This is a genomic window from Brevibacterium daeguense (assembly GCF_021729135.1).
Taxonomy (GTDB): Bacteria; Actinomycetota; Actinomycetes; order Actinomycetales; family Brevibacteriaceae; genus Brevibacterium; species Brevibacterium daeguense.
In genome coordinates this window covers 111,616-127,626 of the sequence record NZ_JAJTWW010000001.1, presented here as the reverse complement: position 1 = coordinate 127,626, position 16,011 = coordinate 111,616, and the positions used below count along the sequence as shown (strand labels likewise).

At 68.5% G+C, this 16,011-nt stretch carries 18 protein-coding genes, 1 tRNA gene and 1 other RNA gene; 14 read left to right on the top strand and 6 right to left on the bottom strand.

Annotation, left to right across the window (positions count from 1 at the left end; all coding sequences use genetic code 11):
- Positions 1-96: 96 nt before the first annotated feature.
- Together LXN01_RS00525 and LXN01_RS00520 are read left to right on the top strand one after the other, a co-directional pair.
- Complete coding sequence (locus LXN01_RS00525; protein WP_236862585.1) at positions 97-756, top strand: DUF1707 SHOCT-like domain-containing protein; 660 nt, start codon at positions 97-99, stop codon at positions 754-756.
- A gap of 1 nt (position 757) precedes the next feature.
- Positions 758-970 carry a hypothetical protein gene (locus LXN01_RS00520; protein ID WP_236862584.1) on the top strand — a complete coding sequence of 71 codons (213 nt, stop codon included), beginning with the start codon at positions 758-760 and terminating at the stop codon, positions 968-970.
- A 1-nt stretch (position 971) separates the two neighbouring features.
- Here LXN01_RS00520 and LXN01_RS00515 read toward each other — a convergent pair whose 3' ends face one another.
- Together LXN01_RS00515 and LXN01_RS00510 are read right to left on the bottom strand one after the other, a co-directional pair.
- Positions 972-1,610 (bottom strand): TIGR03085 family metal-binding protein, encoded by a 639-nt coding sequence (locus tag LXN01_RS00515; protein WP_236862583.1) that lies wholly within the window; start codon positions 1,608-1,610, stop codon positions 972-974.
- Entirely contained in the window at positions 1,607-2,515 is a 909-nt protein-coding gene (locus LXN01_RS00510) for a Sir2 family NAD-dependent protein deacetylase (protein ID WP_236862582.1), read from the bottom strand. Before LXN01_RS00510 ends, LXN01_RS00515 begins: the two co-directional genes overlap by 4 nt.
- Before the next feature lie 111 nt (positions 2,516-2,626).
- On the opposite strand from LXN01_RS00510, the gene LXN01_RS16275 reads away from it, so the two are divergent.
- The 7 genes from LXN01_RS16275 (at position 2,627) to LXN01_RS00475 (ending at position 9,078) form a co-directional block, all read left to right on the top strand.
- Positions 2,627-4,690: a SpoIID/LytB domain-containing protein gene (locus tag LXN01_RS16275; protein WP_236862581.1), complete on the top strand. Its 2,064-nt coding sequence runs from the start codon at positions 2,627-2,629 to the stop codon at positions 4,688-4,690.
- Positions 4,691-4,768: 78 nt separating this feature from the next.
- A complete protein-coding gene (locus tag LXN01_RS00500) occupies positions 4,769-5,386 on the top strand; it encodes a DUF4178 domain-containing protein (RefSeq protein ID WP_236862580.1) in 618 nt (205 codons plus the stop codon).
- Positions 5,386-5,955: a DUF2617 family protein gene (locus LXN01_RS00495; RefSeq protein WP_236862579.1), complete on the top strand. Its 570-nt coding sequence runs from the start codon at positions 5,386-5,388 to the stop codon at positions 5,953-5,955. The genes LXN01_RS00500 and LXN01_RS00495 overlap by 1 nt, the downstream gene beginning before the upstream one ends.
- Positions 5,952-6,470, top strand: coding sequence for a hypothetical protein (locus LXN01_RS00490; RefSeq protein ID WP_236862578.1), 519 nt, complete (start codon positions 5,952-5,954; stop codon positions 6,468-6,470). Before LXN01_RS00495 ends, LXN01_RS00490 begins: the two co-directional genes overlap by 4 nt.
- A gap of 42 nt (positions 6,471-6,512) precedes the next feature.
- Positions 6,513-6,938: a DUF350 domain-containing protein gene (locus LXN01_RS00485; RefSeq protein WP_236862577.1), complete on the top strand. Its 426-nt coding sequence runs from the start codon at positions 6,513-6,515 to the stop codon at positions 6,936-6,938.
- A 19-nt stretch (positions 6,939-6,957) separates the two neighbouring features.
- A complete protein-coding gene (locus LXN01_RS00480) occupies positions 6,958-8,559 on the top strand; it encodes a polyamine aminopropyltransferase (RefSeq protein WP_236862576.1) in 1,602 nt (533 codons plus the stop codon).
- A gap of 66 nt (positions 8,560-8,625) precedes the next feature.
- Positions 8,626-9,078 carry a flavodoxin family protein gene (locus LXN01_RS00475; protein ID WP_236862575.1) on the top strand — a complete coding sequence of 151 codons (453 nt, stop codon included), beginning with the start codon at positions 8,626-8,628 and terminating at the stop codon, positions 9,076-9,078.
- A gap of 79 nt (positions 9,079-9,157) precedes the next feature.
- Here LXN01_RS00475 and LXN01_RS00470 read toward each other — a convergent pair whose 3' ends face one another.
- Positions 9,158-10,402 carry an FAD-dependent oxidoreductase gene (locus tag LXN01_RS00470; RefSeq protein ID WP_236862574.1) on the bottom strand — a complete coding sequence of 415 codons (1,245 nt, stop codon included), beginning with the start codon at positions 10,400-10,402 and terminating at the stop codon, positions 9,158-9,160.
- 198 nt (positions 10,403-10,600) lie between these two features.
- On the bottom strand, positions 10,601-10,990 hold the full coding sequence (locus LXN01_RS00465) for a DUF4190 domain-containing protein (RefSeq protein ID WP_236862573.1): 390 nt from the start codon (positions 10,988-10,990) through the stop codon (positions 10,601-10,603).
- A 210-nt stretch (positions 10,991-11,200) separates the two neighbouring features.
- Between LXN01_RS00465 and LXN01_RS00460 the strand changes: the two genes are divergently transcribed.
- A complete protein-coding gene (locus LXN01_RS00460) occupies positions 11,201-11,881 on the top strand; it encodes a Crp/Fnr family transcriptional regulator (protein WP_236862572.1) in 681 nt (226 codons plus the stop codon).
- 122 nt (positions 11,882-12,003) lie between these two features.
- On the opposite strand, the gene LXN01_RS00455 is transcribed toward LXN01_RS00460, so the two are convergent.
- Together LXN01_RS00455 and LXN01_RS00450 are read right to left on the bottom strand one after the other, a co-directional pair.
- Complete coding sequence (locus LXN01_RS00455) at positions 12,004-12,351, bottom strand: hypothetical protein (protein WP_236862571.1); 348 nt, start codon at positions 12,349-12,351, stop codon at positions 12,004-12,006.
- A gap of 255 nt (positions 12,352-12,606) precedes the next feature.
- Positions 12,607-12,691 (bottom strand) — tRNA-Ser (locus tag LXN01_RS00450).
- Between the two features lie 139 nt (positions 12,692-12,830).
- On the opposite strand from LXN01_RS00450, the gene LXN01_RS00445 reads away from it, so the two are divergent.
- The 4 genes from LXN01_RS00445 to LXN01_RS00430 all read left to right on the top strand — a co-directional run bounded on the left by LXN01_RS00445 (position 12,831) and on the right by LXN01_RS00430 (position 15,914).
- Positions 12,831-13,622, top strand: coding sequence for a ZIP family metal transporter (locus LXN01_RS00445; protein WP_236862570.1), 792 nt, complete (start codon positions 12,831-12,833; stop codon positions 13,620-13,622).
- 129 nt (positions 13,623-13,751) lie between these two features.
- Positions 13,752-14,285 carry a type 1 glutamine amidotransferase domain-containing protein gene (locus tag LXN01_RS00440; RefSeq protein ID WP_236862569.1) on the top strand — a complete coding sequence of 178 codons (534 nt, stop codon included), beginning with the start codon at positions 13,752-13,754 and terminating at the stop codon, positions 14,283-14,285.
- Between the two features lie 57 nt (positions 14,286-14,342).
- Positions 14,343-14,438, top strand: an RNA gene (ffs, locus tag LXN01_RS00435) — signal recognition particle sRNA small type.
- 66 nt (positions 14,439-14,504) lie between these two features.
- A complete protein-coding gene (locus LXN01_RS00430; protein ID WP_236862568.1) occupies positions 14,505-15,914 on the top strand; it encodes an MFS transporter in 1,410 nt (469 codons plus the stop codon).
- Positions 15,915-16,011 lie beyond the last annotated feature (97 nt).

The window sequence follows — 16,011 nt, the reverse complement described above, 5'->3', positions numbered from 1 at the left end:
TTCGCCCGCTCTCGGAAGGGGAGCCGAGCTGCGGCTGATCCCACCGTCGGCCCGCTGCATTGAGCGCCTGCGGACAGGTCGGGCAGGATATGGGGCATGACACAACCAGCGGAGAACCCTCCCTCTGATCCCTCGCTCACCCTTCGGATCGGCCACGCCGACCGGGACGAGGTCATCGAGGTCCTCCGCGACGCCGCAGCCGAGGGGCGCCTGACCACCGAGGAGCTCACCGAGCGGATCGAGGCCACGACGAAAGCCCGCTTCTTCGCCGAACTCGACGAGATCGTCGCCGACCTCCCCACGCCCCCGCCTTCGGACAAGATCCGACCCAGGCCTGCTCAGGCGCTGATGCGGCCGAATGTGCACACCGAACCTGGCCAGCACCCGCTCGATCCTCTGGTGCTGCGCGCGTCCTGGGAGAACGCGAAGCGCACCGGGCGGTGGAGTCCGCCTCCCTTCATCCGCCTCGAACCGGTGGCGGCCACCGCAGAGGCGAATTTCCTCGAAGCCGTCACCGACCTCGAGGTGATCGACGTGGAGGTCACCGCAGGCGCTGGAACCGCCGCTGTGGTCATTCCCGAGGACTGGGGCGTGAACATCGATCGCCTGTCCTCGAGCTGGGGCGCGGTGAAGTCACGCGTGCCGGCGGTGCCGGCGCAGGGACGACCCCTGATCCGCGTCCACGGTTCGGTAGGCATGGCGAGCTTCGTCGCTCGCCATGCCGGCTACTTCGAGCGGAAACGCCTGGAGAAGTGACGTGAACGAGCCGCAGCTCCTTGCGATCCTCATCATCATCGGCTTCTTCGCAGTCGTGCTGGCCCTCGGCGGATTCCTGATCCACCGCACGATGACCAGGCCCAACAGTCACATCGGTGCGCGACTGCCCATGGACGAGTCGTTCGAGCCCTCCGCCGAAACCGGCCTCCCGCCCGACCTCGGCTCGGAGGACGGCGACGGCGAGCGGAGCTAGATCACTCCGCGTCGATGTGCACCTGCGACTCCTCGCTGACCTCCACCCGGGCGTGGTCCTCGCGCCCGAAGAGGTAGAGCAGCAGCTCGACCGGCGAGCCGTGCAGCCGAACGGTGCCGCGGGCCGTCGGCCCGGCCGAGACCGTGCCGAAGCCGGGGGCTTCGAGCAGGTAGCGGCGACCGGCGCGGAGACTGAAGGGCAGGATCATCGCCTGCAGCATCCTGAAGCACTCCCCGTGCAGCTCCCAGCTGAGCTCGCGCGGCTGCCACTCCAGCTGCGCCCGCCGCACGTCCTCGTGATGAACGAGGAGCTCGGAGGTGTTCATCAGACGATCGATCGGACCCCACGCCATCGGATTCCACTTCGGCGAGCCCTCGGCGACCAGGCCGACCAGCTGCGCCCACGGCAACGCGTGAAGCTCGTCCTCAGCCTGCTGGGCGCGGCGTCCGAGAGCGGGGATCCGACCGGCGACCTCCGGAGCGATATTGCCGATCGATGCCAGCGGCTTCCGGTCGCGGATCACCAGGTGGACCGCCAGATCGCGCGTGTCCCAGCCCTCGCAGAGCGTGGGCTGATCAGGACCGAGCTCCCGCAGCAGTGCGGCCAGTGCCAGACGTTCGGTGCGCGCGTGATTCGTCATGGCTCCAGTCTGACCGTGCCGGGCGGCTGTGTCGACTGCTCCACCCGGGCCTGCCAGGCGGAGAGGAAATCGGCCACTCGGCTCACGGAGCGCACCACCCCCAGGTCGTCAGCACGCGTCGGACCATCCGTGACGATCACGACCGGACGTCCTTCCTTGACCGCCGCGCGCACGTACCGGAGCCCCGAGTGGACGGCCAGGGACGAGCCGAGCACCACAAGACCGGAAGCGGAATCCACCAGGGCGTGCGCCTCGGCAACCCGATCCTTGGGCACCGACTCGCCGAAGAAGACCACGTCGGGCTTGATGATCCCGCCGCATCGCGGACAGTCCAGCACGCGGAAGCCGGCCGTCTCCTCCAGTTCGACGTCGCCGTCGGGGGCGGTCTCGAGCGTCTCCGGGGAGACCGACAGAGAGTCGATGAAATCAGGATTGAGCGCATCGAGCGCGGCCTGCACCTCGTCGCGGTCGAGCATCAGCCCGCAGTTGAGGCAGCGCACGCGGTCCAGGCGCCCGTGCAGATCGATCACCGGCTCCGAGCCCGCCACCTGGTGCAGCCCGTCCACGTTCTGAGTGATCACGCCCCGGGGATTCAGGGCCGCCAGGCTCACATGCCCGGAGTTGGGAGCCGCCTGTGTCATGTGCTTCCATCCCAGCCAGCTGCGCGCCCAGTACCGCGAGCGGTGAGCGGGATGGGACAGGAACGTCTGGAACGTCATCGGGGACCGGGGAGCCGCGTCGGGGCCGCGGTAGTCCGGAATCCCCGAATCCGTGCTCATCCCGGCCCCGGTCAGTGTCACCCACCGCTCCGGGGGCAGCTCGAGCATCCTGTCGATGATCTCCTCATCCGGCTGCGTCTGCAGAGGACGGGACCGCCCGCGGAGGGGGTCTCTCACGACCGCCATGACATTCCTCCTCGCGCTGCAGGTCACGGTTCAGGGATCGGTCCGGTATCGGTTCGGCATCGGCGGCGCCAGAAGCCGGACCGGCGTCCTTCTCAAGCTTACAATCGGCGCATGCGAACCCCTCCTGCAGGATTGCGCGCCCTCGGGGCTGCCCTCACGGTCATCTGCACGGCACTGGTCATCGTCTTCTCCTCTGCTCCCCCGGCATCCGCCTACACCGTCAAGGGCGCCATCGGCAATCACTACCAGGCACTGGGAGGAGCAGCCGGCAGGCTGGGCGCTCCGACCAGCAATGAGCGCTGCGGGCTGCGGGACTCCGGCTGCTACCAGAGCTTCCAGGGCGGATCGATCCACTGGACCCGCGCCAGCGGAGCCCACGCCACGTGGGGTGCCATCCGGAATGCCTGGCGCGACACCGGCTGGGAGAACGGCAAGCTGCGCTACCCGACGACGAACGAGCGCTGCGGACTGCGGGACTCCGGCTGCTACCAGACTTTCCAGGGCGGATCGATCCACTGGTCCCCCGCGAGCGGGGCGCACGCCACCTGGGGCGGCATCCGCTCCGCGTGGAGCAGGACCGGCTGGGAGAACGGCAAGCTGCGCTACCCGACGACGAACGAGCGCTGCGGATTGCGCAACTCCGGCTGCTACCAGACGTTCCAGGGCGGATCGATCCACTGGTCCCGCGCGAGCGGTGCGCACGCCACCTGGGGCGGCATCCGCTCCGCGTGGAGCAGGACCGGCTGGGAGAACGGCAAGCGGCGCTACCCGACGACGAACGAGCGCTGCGGACTGCGCAACTCCGGCTGCTACCAGCCGTTCCAGGGCGGATCGATCCACTGGTCACCGAACACCGGAGCGCACCCCACCTGGGGTGCGATCCGAAGCACCTGGCGGGACAACGGCTGGGAGAAGGGGCGACTCGGATACCCGAAGTCCGACGAATACAGCATTTCCGGGGGAATGGCGCAGGACTTCGAGTTCGGCCGGATCACCTGGAAGCCCGGCCAGGGCACAACCGTTCAGCTCACGGCTGTGCCGAGCTCCTTCGAGCTGACCGGCTCGGGCTTCGGTCACGGTGTCGGCATGAGCCAGTACGGTGCCCGCGGGATGGCGGCGGCCGGGAAGTCCGCCACCGAGATCCTCGAGCACTACTACCGGCCTGCCAAGGTCGAGTCGATCAGCGCGAACGCCAACGCGGACATCCGGGTGCAGCTCCTCACGGGCACCCAGAGCGTCACGATCTCCCCCAACAGCGGGATGCTGCGGGTGAAGGCCGGCCCTGCCGTCGACGATCACTGGCACCCGATCACCCTGACGCGCACTTCGGACAACCGGGTGAAAGCTCAGGTCGGCGACCAGACCTACACGGCCTCCTGGATCTCCGTCGAATGGCAGAACACCCGGTACTGGCCCGGCGGGACCCAGCCGACGACGGTGTCCGTCGATGGGGCGCGGGCCGGTTCCACCGGTCAGTACCGACATGGGCGGATCGAGGTCGGGGTGCTGAACAATTCGCTCAACGCGGTCAATGTGCTCCGAGTCAATACGGAGTACATGCGGGGAATCGCGGAGATGCCGACGAGCTGGAATCCGCAGGCGCTCCGCGCGCAGGCGATCGCCGCCCGCACCTACGCCTACCGCAATCTCAGCTCGCTCAAGGCGGACTGCAGCTGTCACGTCTACGACGAGGTCCGGTCGCAGGTGTTCGCCGGCTGGACGCACGAGAACGGCTCCGGCGGCAGCAACTGGACCTCGGCGGTCGCCGCCACCCAGACCGTCTCCGGCTCGAACGTCACCAACGCGCAGGTCGTGCGGCACAACGGCGCCCTGATCGACGCGGTGTACTCCTCGTCCTCGGGCGGCACCACCAATCGGGCCGCTGACGTCTGGGGCAGCGATGTGCCCTACCTGCAGGAGCGCGACGATGCGGCAGCCCACTCGCAGGCGGCCGGGAATCCGTACTCCTCATGGACGACCTCGGTGACCCAGGCGCGGATGCGCACCGCGTTCGGCCTGGCGGACGTCGCCGACCTGCAGATCACCCGCACGGGGTCCGGAATGGTCAAGTCCATCCGCGCGGTCTCCTCGACCGGCGCCGCGTCGACGCGGACCGGCCCGCAGCTGCGCACTGCCCTGGGACTGCGCTCGGCGACCTTCGACGTCGAGTTCTGATCCTGCCCATGACGTGCCGGCCCGCCCCCTTCTGTACAGTTGGCGAAGTAACTGGCGGATCTAGGCCGGGAGGCTCCCATGGGTGACGGCATCCTCACACTTCTCGTCATCGCACTCATCGTCGCGGTCGTCATCATCGTGGTCCTCGTGGTCCGCCGGCGCCGTGCCGCCGGCCAACCGGTTCACGTCGACGCCGGCCCGCGCGCGCACGACCCCTTCGCACCCGGCCAGGACACCGGAGGCGACCCGCTGAAGATCCATGCGGGCGATCTCCTGGAGTTCGGCAACGACAAGTACTTCGTGCGTGGCAGCCTGCGGATCTCCGAGGGCGGCTACACCTGGACCGAGCACTTCTTCCAGGCCGATTCCTCCGCCCAGCGGCGCTGGCTCACCGTCGAGGAGGATCCTGATCTCCAGCTGTCGATCTGGCAGGACCGGCCGGAGCTCGACATCGAGCCGAAGTCCAATCGGATCGAGATCGACGGAACCGCCTATGAGCTCGTTGAGCACGGCACCGCGTCCTATCGCTCCGAAGGCACCACCGGACTCAAGCCGACCGGTGCGCTCGACTACGTCGACTACGAGGCCGCAGATGGGCGGCACCTGTCCTTCGAACGCTACGACCACGGCCGGTGGGAGGTCAGCACCGGCGAGCCGATCGCCCCTGGCTCCTTCACCATCTACCCGGGCAGCTGATGATCGAGAGCCTGTCGCTTCCGTTCGCGGACACCTCGGCCGCTGAGCTGACGTTCGCGCGCACACTCCCGCGGCTGCCCGCGGTCAGCAGCACCGTGGTGCCGCTGGCGCCGAACGTGCGGCTGGAGCTCAATGTGCTCGGCTGCTCACACCAGGTCATCATCGTCGACGGCGCTCGCGACGTCCTCGTCGAAACCCTCGCCTGCCTGCCTGGGACACCACCCGATCTGCCGGCTTCCGACAGCCGCAGCGACGAGACCACTGCCGGGGCCGGTCACAGCTTCCGCTCCCGGGTCGAGCGCGCCGAGCCGAGGGGCTTCCGCCGGGCCGTCGACCGCATCGTCGACACGGCACAGGCTCGTCCTTTCCACTGCATCGCCCGGTTCCCCGGCCATCCCGCAGCCGTCACCGCGCTGGCGCTCGAGCGTCCTGAAGCGGGCGGACTCCGCTGGCGCACCTGGCACTGCTATCCGCAGCACGGCGAGATCGTGCACACCCGCACCCGCGTCGCGGACCTCCCATGGTCCCTGCACGCTGACGAGCACGGTCTCTGTGAGGTACCCGCATGAGCTCTCCCTTCGACTCCGACGGTCAGCGCGCGGGAGGCTCCCGAGAGCCGCGGGACCCCCGCGTCTCGATGAGCGGCGGCTCCTTCGACTTCGACAGGGCGCAGAACTCCGACGACGAGCACGAACGCCCGGGCTCCCATCAGTTCAGCAACCCCCAGAACTTCGGGGGGAACGAGGGCGGCAAGCGAGCCGGCAAGGGCTGCGGCTGCATCGTGGGTCTGCTCATCCTCGTCTTCGTGCTGCTCACCCTCATCGGCTCGTGCTCCAACCGGTCGGGTTCGTACAACTGCGGGGACTACGACCTGCGGGACGGACAATACGTGTCGAACCCGGACCGCGGGGACTACGTCAAGGAGGGCGCCGACTACCGCTACGTGGGCTGCGACACCTCCAACCGATCCGGCGGCGGCGGCATCTGGTTCCTGCCGTTCTTCACCGGCGGCGGGTCCGACTCCGGGTCCAACTACGGCGGGGGCTCCGGCTACCGCGGCGGAGGATCCGGCTCCGGCAAGTAGCACCCATCCCCCTGACCTCTCAGTGCGCACGAAAGGCCCACCATGTTCACTGCCCTGCTCATCGAATCCGGCATCGTCCTCGCCTTCGCGTTCTCCGGTCTGCTGCTGATGCTCGTCGGCTACGGCGTGGTCGATCTGATCACCCCGGGCAAGCTGCACGAGCTCCTGTGGAAGGAGAAGTCCCGCAATGCCGCGATCCTCGTGGCCTCGAACCTGCTCGGCGTGTCGATCATCGTCGCCGCCGCGATCCGCGCCAGCGCTGCCGACCTGTTCTGGGGCATCGTCTCGACGATCGTCTACGGGCTCGTCGGGATCATCGTGATGGCGCTGAGCTTCCTCATCGTCGATGCGCTGACACCGGGCAGGCTCGGCGACCTCGTGCACGCGGAGAATATCCACCCCGCCGTGTGGGTCAACGCCTCCACGCACATCGGCATCGCCATCATCATGGCGTCGGCACTGCTCTGATTCCCAACCTGAACCGCTTGTGACCTCGCCCACCGCCACCACGGGTCCCACCGCGGACGACGCCCCGCTCAACCTGCCCGTTCGCCCCGGACCGGCGCGCTTCTTCGTGATGTTCGCCGTCTTCGTGTGTGCGTCGTGCGGCATGGTCTACGAACTCGCACTCGTGGCGCTGGGCTCCTACCTGCTCGGCGACACCATCGTCCAGGCCTCGATCGTGCTGTCCGTCATGGTCTTCGCGATGGGTGTGGGGTCTCTGCTCGCCAAGCGGCTGACGTCCCACGCCGCGCTGTCGTTCGCCGTCATCGAGGCGGCCCTCGGGGTCATCGGCGGCCTGTCGATCCTCCTGCTCTACCTGGCGTTCGCCTACATCAACATGTACACCACGGCGATGGTGCTGCTCGCCTTCGTCATCGGCGCGCTGATCGGCGCCGAGATCCCGCTGCTCATGGAGCTCATCCAGCGGATCCGGGCCCAGCGCGCCTCGACCGCCGTCGCGGATCTGTTCGCCGCCGACTATGTCGGCGGGCTCATCGGTGGGCTGGCATTCCCCTTCCTGCTCCTGCCGCTCCTCGGGCTGCCGCGCGGGGTGCTGGCGGTCGGGATGATCAATGCGACGACCGGGATCGTGATCGTCCTGTGGCTCTTCCGCCGCCGGCTGAACCGACGGCTGCGCGCGGGCCTCGCTGCGGGGCTGGCTGTGATCCTCGCGCTCCTGACCTTCGCGTGGATCTACACCGACGCCATCGAGATCACCTCGCGGCAGCGGATCTACCGCGACCCGATCGTCACCGCCGAGCGCAGCCAGTACCAGGACATCGTCGTCACCCGGCACCCGCGGACGCAGGACACGCGGCTGTTCCTCAACGGGGACCTGCAGTTCGCATCGAATGACGAGTACCGCTACCACGAGACCCTGGTCCATCCGGCCCTGAACGGCTCCCGCGATCGGGTGCTCGTGCTCGGCGGCGGTGATGGCATGGCGATCCGCGAAGTCCTCAGATACCCCGATGTCGAGCAGGTGACCCTGGTCGACCTCGATCCCGCGGTCGTCGAGCTGGCCCGCACCGACGAGCACTTCACCGAGTTCAACGACAGCGCCTTCGACGACCCCCGGGTGGAGTACGTCCCCGCCGACGCCTTCACCTGGCTGCGCGAGGAGAACTCGGAGGCCTACGACGTGGTGATCGCGGATCTGCCGGACCCGGATGACGTCGGGACCTCGAAGCTCTACAGCATCGAGTTCTACGGCCTCGTCGACCGGGCGATGAAGCCCGACGCCCGGCTCGTGGTCCAGGCGGGATCGCCCTACTTCGCGCCCGAGGCGTACTGGGGCATCGGAGAGAGTGTCGCCCGGGCCGGCTTCCGGACCACGCCTTATCACGTCGACGTTCCGAGCTTCGGGGACTGGGGATACTTCCTGGCCGCGAAGGGGGAGGCGCCGGCCGTCGAGCTGCCCGCCGCCGCGCCCGCTGACCTCCGCTTCGCCACGCCCGAGGTGCTCGCCGCCGCGCTCGTCTTCCCGCCGGACCGGGACCGCGACTCGGTGGGAGAGGTCGAGCCCTCATCGCTCCTGCACCCCCGAGTGATCGACCAGCAGCGCGGCGCCTGGGTCGGCTACTGACCGGTCGACAGATCCGACCGCGTCCGAACCCTCGACGGATCCGTTCGTCTTCCCTAAGCTGGCGGCATGACCACAGTGCTTCTGGTCCACCACTCCCCCTCGCCGGCGACTGCGCAGCTGGCAGAAGCCGCGCGGGAAGGCCTCTCGATGCCCGAGCTCGAGGGCGTGGAGTTCGTCGAGCGGCAGGCGCTCGAAGCCACGGTGGACGACGTGCTGGCCGCCGACGCCTACGTGCTCGGCACAACGGCGAACTTCGGCTATATCTCCGGAGCGCTCAAGCACTTCTTCGACACCACCTACTACGATGTCCGCGAGCAGACCGCCAAGCGGCCGTTCTCGTACTGGATCCACGGCGGCTACGACACGACGGGTGCCGAGCGCGCCATGGAGTCGATCACCACCGGGCTCGGCTGGCGGCTGGCCAGCGACCCCGTCATCTTCACCGGCGAGGTCACCGATGACCACCGGAGCGCCCTGACCGAGATGGCAGCCACCGTCGCCGCCGCGACGCTGTCCTGAACCGGCTGGAAGAGGCTGGCCCCTGCCTACGCCCGCTCGTCCCGGCGCTGTCCTGACCCGGTCGTCCCTGACGTGAGCCTCAGGATCTCAGGCTGCGCCCCGAAGCCAGGTGGTAGTTGACCCGTCGCGCCGCCGCCGCACCGGACTCCAGCGCGCCGTTGAGCGAGCTCGTCCGGTACCGGTCACCCGCGACGAACACCGGCCCGTCGACAACCGGCTCCCTGCGGTCGGTCACACCGACACCGGAGGTCGGCAGGGCATCCTCCCAGACGTCGACCGCCAGCAGCTCCCAGCGCTGGGTGCTCACTCCGTACAGATCGGCGATCGCCCGGCGGACTTCGGATTCCTGCGGATCGCCACCGCCTGCGCCTCGCCGAATCGGCGTGTTGGCGGCGACGAGGTGGCGACCGGCGGGAGCGTACTCGGGGGCTGCCGCAGTGATCTCCGCGGCCGTGTTGACGATCCCGACAGGTGCACGCCCGTCGAGCGCCAGCAGTCCCTGGCGCTGCGGGGGCACCTCGGCACCGAACCACCAGGTCGTGACCCCGAGGGTGCGCACGGGCGGCACCGCCAGGCCCAGGTCGGTTGTCAGACCCGCGGCCAGCACCACCGCACCCGCCTCATGCGTCTCCTCGTCGGTCCGCACCCGGACCCCCGAGCCGAGGCGTTCGATGCCGACGACTTCCGTGTCCAGCCGAATGCGCGCCCCGGACGCACGGGCGGAGGCGGCGAGCGCCTCGGCGACGGATTGCATTCCGCCTGCCGGCACCGAAGGGGTGGCCGAGACGAACAGCTTGAACAGCCACAGCAGGTACTGGGTGCTCGCGGTGGCTGCATCCTGCGCGACCAGGCCCGCCGCGAAGGGTTCGATGACGGCGTGGCGCAGCGGGCCCATGATCCGGTGCTCGTCGAGCCATTCGCCGAAGGGCTTGTCGATGCTGGGGACCCGACCGATCAGCGCCAGCAGCCTGGGAATTTCGCGCGGGGACAGCAGTCCGGAGCGGAGGGTGCGGAATGCCAGCTGCGGCTCCCGAGCGGGATCGGCGACGATCCTCCGTCCGCGGGCGGTGCGCACGAAGACCCCCGCCGCGAACGGTCTGAGGTCGAGCGCCGCGATGTCCAGGGCGTCGCGGAGCGCCGGGTAGCCGGGATTGACCAGCTGAAACCCGGTGTCGAGCTGGTACTCGCCCACCCGGCGGCTGCCCACTCGGCCTCCGATGCGGCCGGTCGCCTCGAGGACCGTCACCGTGTGACCGGCGTCAGCGACGAGCGCTGCTGTGCGCAATCCCGCCGGTCCGGCTCCGATGACGATGACTTCGCTCATGGCTGGTTCTCCTCGGGTCGCCCGCCTCGCTGTCCGTCGCGGCCGCTGTTCTCACGGCGCTGTTCTCACGGTAGCCGAGGCGCCGGCTCACGGACAGTCTCACGGCCGTCGCCGCATAGCAGAAGGGCCGGAGGGACCCGCAGATCCTTCCGGCCCGACACGACAGTCCGGCTGCCGACCGCTTTCGGCGGAGCGGACTCAGTAGCCCGCCGACATCCCGGCCGACGAGACGCCGATGATCACGACGATGATGCCGATGATGATGCCCAGCACGGCCAGGATCAGCGAGATGATGCCGATGATGAAGCCCCACTTGCCGAGCGCATTGTCGCCGAACCCGGCTTCGCGCGACTTCGTGCGGGCCATCCGGCCGCAGATGATGCCCACGATGGATCCGATCAGCGGCAGGATGAAGAACGAGGCGATCGAAGCCACCAGCGACACGATGCCGAGCGTCTGACCCGGATCCTGCTGACCTCCGCCGGGACCGGAGGAGTACGGCTGACCGTACTGAGGCTGACCGTACTGGGGCTGGCCGTACTGCTGCTGGCCGTACTGAGGCGGCTGAGAACCGTATTGATCGCTCATGGCGACCTCCTTCTTGCGGACACCGAAGCGGGCCCGACGAATTCTGGGGACGAATGGGGTTGGGGTGGATCGACGAGTGACTGCCTCGCCAATACTACCGCCGCGGCCCGGGGAGCGGGAAGCACGCCGAGCCGTGCCGAGGCGGCGGGCCGACAGCGGGACCGGCGCACGCCTGCGCCCGGTGATCAGCGGGCCTGCTACCGTACGAGCATGAGCCCAGTCCACTCCTGCGTGAGCCGGGTCCCGATCTTCGCCCACCTCACCGCAGAGCAGCAGCAGGAGGTCACCGCAATCGCGCGGCCGACCACCGTCACCCGCCATGAGCGCCTGTACTCGAGCGGGGACGACGTCTCCCAGCTCATGGTCCTCCACGAGGGGCTGGTCACCACATCCTCGATCACCGCGGACGGCAGAGAGCACCTGCTGCGGGTTCTCGAACCGGGCGACTACGTCGGCGAGAACTCATTCCTCACGGGATCCCGCCCCGATCACGACGCCACTGCCGCGGAGACGTCCCGGCTGTGCGTCTTCCGCCATTCGGACCTGTCGCAGCTGATCGCCAGACGCCCGGAGATCGGGCTGGCGATGCTCTCGGATGTCTCCCGCCGGCTCGCCGAGACCGAGCAGCGTCTGACCTCGGTCACCTCGTCCAGCGTCGACACCAGGCTGGCCGAGTACCTCAGCGGACTGCCGGGCGCGAGGACTCCGGACGGCTACCGGATCGCCCTGCCGCTGCCCAAGAAGGACATCGCCTCCCTGCTGAGCACCACCCCCGAATCCCTCAGCCGGAGCCTGTCGCGCCTGGCCGAGGCCGGTGCGATCACCACTCCGGACGCCCGGACAGTGGTGGTCAGCGACCCCGCTCTCCTCGGCCGCCTCGCGCAGTCATAGACCTGCCCCGGTCGAGCACAGTCCTGCACAGTCCTGCACGGTCGAAAGCTCGGACGGCAGACCGGCCCCGGCGAGTTCGCCGGAGCCGGTCGGTACGGGCCGCGCCCGAGGCGGGAGCCGCCTCAGCGCATCTCCTCGCCCTCCGGCGAGTCCGGAGTGGGAATCTCCGCGAGGAGCTCGCCCGTCTCATCGGAATACCGGAGCGGGTCCTTGAGCGGATCCGAGGCGTCGATGAGCTCAGGATCATCGGAGCCGCCGACCACGGCCTGCCCGTCGCGCCCGTCCATCGGCACGGGATCGATCGCGCTGTCGGGCTCTGCCAGCGCCTGATCGTCCTCCCACTGCTCGACCTGCTCGGTCGAGATCTCTGACTCCTGCGACAGCGGCGCGGCGGAGGTCTCCGCCTGCAGCTCCTGGTCGGAGACTCCCGCACGGGCCTCTTCGAATGCATCACCGGAATTCTCGGTCATCACTCCCCCTGGAGCACTTCTCGACAACGATCGACTGCCGTCCACTCTAGTCCTGCCGATCGCCGATTGACCAGCAGAGGCGCTCCGCATTTCCGGCAAGTCGCGTTGTCTCCGAATCGATGCGCGCCACCCGGTTCACCACCAGGTCTTCCTGGGAGCCAGCGCTTCCGATGAAACGATCGCTGCACTCGGCACGATGCCCGAACACCGCGAAGGCCCCTGACACCATTCACGGGGTCAGGGGCCTTGCTCGCGCGGAGGATAGGGGATTTGAACCCCTGAGGGCGTTAACCCAACACGCGTTCCAGGCGTGCGCCATAGGCCGCTAGGCGAATCCTCCGCAGGCAACTGTACCCGAACGGCGGATGAACCGCGAAATCCCACGCAGCCGTCCTCTCGCCTCCGGCACCGGCACGCCTCTGGTTCCCGACACCGGCACGTCTCTGGCGGCAGGCACCCCCGCGCCGTACTCTGATCCCATGCTGACCGCAGTGCTGTTCGGAGTGATCGCCTCGAGCCCGCTCGTCATCGGGGCGTTCATCGGAGCGCGGTTCGAGCTGCCCAAACGCGTCCTGGCCATCCTCCTGTCCTTCGCCGCAGGCGCGCTGATCACCGCGCTGAGCTTCGAGCTGTTCGCGCACGCCCACGATCGCGCCGGGCTGGTGCCCGCGATCATCGGCCTGCTCGCCGGTGCTCTCGCCTTCACGATCCTCAGCGCTCTGCTCGACCGGGCCGCCCAACCGGAAGGTCGGGAAGAGGCGGCACACGACTACCCCGGCAGCGCCAAGCTCGACCTCGACGCCGCGGCGTCGGACAGATCCGCCTCCTCTGCGTCGGTGCGGGGGACAGCGGGGCTGGCGCTGCTGGCGGCCGTGACTCTCGACGGCGCGCCGGAGAACATCGCACTCGGAGTGTCCCTGACCGAGGGGACCGGCGGAATCGCGCTGCTCGCCGCGATCTTCGCGTCGAATCTGCCCGAGTCGATCGTCGGTGCCTCGTCCATGCGCGAGCAGGGACGCTCGACTGCATGGACCATCACGGTCTGGACCGTCTGCGCAGTCGTGCTCGTCCTCGCCGTGATGCTGGGAGCGGGCCCGCTGGCCGCCAGCAGCCCGGCGGTGATCTCCATCCCGCTGGCGGTCGCCGCCGGCGCCGTGATCGCCTCGCTCGCGGATACGCTCATGCCCGAGGCGTACGAGACGGGCGGGCCTGCCGTCGCCCTGAGCACCTCCGCAGGGTTCGTCACGGCGTACGCGCTCTCGCTGGCCTGAGACGATCCGCGACCGCCGGGCGCAGCGATCGGCGACGAGGAACCGCAGTGTGGACCCGCCACGGAATAATCCGCCGCGCGAGTTCGCTGTGCGGTATGACAGCATCCAATCCGAAACGGAGGCACACCCATGGCGGTTTCTGACAAGAAGGTTGCATTCCTGCTCACCCGCGGAGTCGAGCAGGTCGAACTCACCAGCCCAGTTGAAGCGCTCCGCGAGGCCGGCGCCACCACCACGATCATCTCGCCTTCCGAAGGCACGCTGCAGGCCATGAACAACGACTGGGACCACGGCGATGTCTTCGATGTCGACGTGCCCGTCGCGCAGGCCAAGGCCGAGGACTATGACGCGCTCGTCCTGCCCGGCGGCACCCTCAACGCGGATGCGCTGCGCACCGATGAGAGTGCCGTGGCCCTGGTGAAGGAGTTCTTCGCCGCAGACAAGCCGGTCGCGGCGATCTGCCACGGACCGTGGATCCTCGCCGAGGCCGACCTCGTGAAGGGCCGTCGGATGACGTCCTACCGGTCGCTCAAGGTCGACCTGGGCAACGCGGGAGCCGACTGGGTCGACTCGGAGGTCGTGGTCGACGGCAAGCTGATCACCTCCCGCAATCCGGGCGACCTCGACGCCTTCAATTCCGCAGTCGTCGATGCTCTGAGCTGAGCCCGAACCTGCGATGCGGTGATTTCATCCCGCTGAGGGTTGTGGACTACACTGGACGTTGGCTCTCCGTGCGGCGTCATCCTGCGAACTCCCCCAGGGTCGGAAGACAGCAAGGGTAAGCAGGCTCTGGCGGGTGCACGGAGAGTCCTTTCGATTCAGGGGCGCGAAAGCGCCGCTCTCGGATTTCAAAGGTCCTGAACGTGCGCTAGGGTGCAGTTCATGGAAGCACAGGCGCTTTCACCTCGGATCTGGCCCTTGTACATCGCGACCTTCCTGTCGACGTACATCTTCGCCGTCGCGAACATCTCCGTGCCCGGAATGCAGGCCGCTCTCGATATCCCGGGATCGCGCACGACGCTGGTCATCGGCGCCTATTCCGTGTCCTTCGCGGCCGGGCTGATCATCTGCGGGCGGCTGGGCGACAACTTCGGACGCCGCCGCCTCTTCCGGATCGGCACGCTGTCGATCCTGGTCACGTCGGTGCTCACCGCGCTCGCACCGACCTTGGGCTTCCTCGTCCTGGGCCGACTCCTCCAGGGCTGCGCAGCAGCGCTGACGACCCCGCAGATCCTCTCGAGCATCCAGGCCACGCTGAGGGGCCGGGCGCGCATCCGCGCGATCAGCGGCTACAGCATCTTCGCCGGCGTCGGCACGATCGGGGGCAACATCGTCGGCGGCACCATCAACAGCATGTTCCCGGTCGAATACGGCTGGCGGGCATCGCTGCTGAGCATCGCGGTGATCGCGGCGATCGCATGGGCCGGCACCGGCTATCTCGCCGAATCGAAGTCGAACGCCCCGGAAGGATTCGACTTCCCGGGCTCGGGCCTGGTCGCCGCCTCACTCCTGTGCCTGATCACCGGGCTGACGAACGCCTCCGCGCTCGACCCCATCAATCCCCTGCGGACTCCGGGCATGCTGGCGATGACGCTGGGGCTGCTCCTCGCCTCGGCGGTGGGCTTCTTCCTGCTGGCACGCCACCTGCTCAATCGCGAGCTGTCGAAGCTGCCCTCGGTGCTTCCGCTGCACGTCATCACCGAACCCGCGGTCAGAGTCGGCATGGTGCTCGCCGCGTTGTTCTTCCTCATGCTGTCGTCGTTCATGTACAACTACGCCATCCTGACTCAGCAGGGATTCGGCTGGAATCCGCTGGCCTCCGGGCTGTCACTGCTGGTACTGGCGGCCTCCTTCGTGCTGGTGTCGACGTTCGCCACTCGGCTGCTGGCGGCATTCGGGCCCCGAGTGCTGATCGTCGGCGCGGTCTTCCAGGCGACGGGCCTGAGCGTCCTCGCGGTGTTCGCCTTCGCGGACCTGCAGCCATTCATCCTGTGGTTCCAGCTCACCGCCGTCCTCATCGGCGGCGGTCAGGGCCTGATGTTCGGTCCGCTCATCTCCGTGGTGATGAACCATGTCCCGAATCGCGTGGCCGGGCTCACCGGCGGCCTCATCGCGACCGCGCAGCAGGCCGGGATGGGCATCGGCGTGGCCACGCTGTCGAGCATGTTCACCGTGCTCATCGCGCTCCTGCCGGTCCATACCGCCTTCGGGCTCGTCGTGTGCGCGTCGATCGTGTGCTCGCTGGCCTTCGCCGCCGTCGCCTCCCGCCTGCTCGGGCAGCACGCGGAGTAGAACGGGCTGTCACAATCCTGCAACCTGCGTGGTCGCCAAATCCGCTGGTCACCCGCGTCCCTCGGCACAATCGCACAACGATGACGCCGAATACCGG

Bases quoted from the DNA above. Each gene is read 5' to 3' on its own strand.
- LXN01_RS00500 (WP_236862580.1), top strand. From the start codon at position 4,769: ATGGGTGACGGCATCCTCACACTTCTCGTCATCGCACTCATCGTCGCG.
- LXN01_RS16275 (WP_236862581.1), top strand. From the start codon at position 2,627: ATGCGAACCCCTCCTGCAGGATTGCGCGCCCTCGGGGCTGCCCTCACG.
- LXN01_RS00445 (WP_236862570.1), top strand. From the start codon at position 12,831: ATGCTGACCGCAGTGCTGTTCGGAGTGATCGCCTCGAGCCCGCTCGTC.
- LXN01_RS00460 (WP_236862572.1), top strand. From the start codon at position 11,201: ATGAGCCCAGTCCACTCCTGCGTGAGCCGGGTCCCGATCTTCGCCCAC.
- LXN01_RS00490 (WP_236862578.1), top strand. From the start codon at position 5,952: ATGAGCTCTCCCTTCGACTCCGACGGTCAGCGCGCGGGAGGCTCCCGA.
- LXN01_RS00440 (WP_236862569.1), top strand. From the start codon at position 13,752: ATGGCGGTTTCTGACAAGAAGGTTGCATTCCTGCTCACCCGCGGAGTC.
- LXN01_RS00515 (WP_236862583.1), bottom strand. From the start codon at position 1,610: ATGACGAATCACGCGCGCACCGAACGTCTGGCACTGGCCGCACTGCTG.
- LXN01_RS00485 (WP_236862577.1), top strand. From the start codon at position 6,513: ATGTTCACTGCCCTGCTCATCGAATCCGGCATCGTCCTCGCCTTCGCG.
- LXN01_RS00525 (WP_236862585.1), top strand. From the start codon at position 97: ATGACACAACCAGCGGAGAACCCTCCCTCTGATCCCTCGCTCACCCTT.
- LXN01_RS00465 (WP_236862573.1), bottom strand. From the start codon at position 10,990: ATGAGCGATCAATACGGTTCTCAGCCGCCTCAGTACGGCCAGCAGCAG.
- LXN01_RS00455 (WP_236862571.1), bottom strand. From the start codon at position 12,351: ATGACCGAGAATTCCGGTGATGCATTCGAAGAGGCCCGTGCGGGAGTC.
- LXN01_RS00495 (WP_236862579.1), top strand. From the start codon at position 5,386: ATGATCGAGAGCCTGTCGCTTCCGTTCGCGGACACCTCGGCCGCTGAG.
- LXN01_RS00470 (WP_236862574.1), bottom strand. From the start codon at position 10,402: ATGAGCGAAGTCATCGTCATCGGAGCCGGACCGGCGGGATTGCGCACA.
- LXN01_RS00475 (WP_236862575.1), top strand. From the start codon at position 8,626: ATGACCACAGTGCTTCTGGTCCACCACTCCCCCTCGCCGGCGACTGCG.
- LXN01_RS00510 (WP_236862582.1), bottom strand. From the start codon at position 2,515: ATGGCGGTCGTGAGAGACCCCCTCCGCGGGCGGTCCCGTCCTCTGCAG.
- LXN01_RS00430 (WP_236862568.1), top strand. From the start codon at position 14,505: ATGGAAGCACAGGCGCTTTCACCTCGGATCTGGCCCTTGTACATCGCG.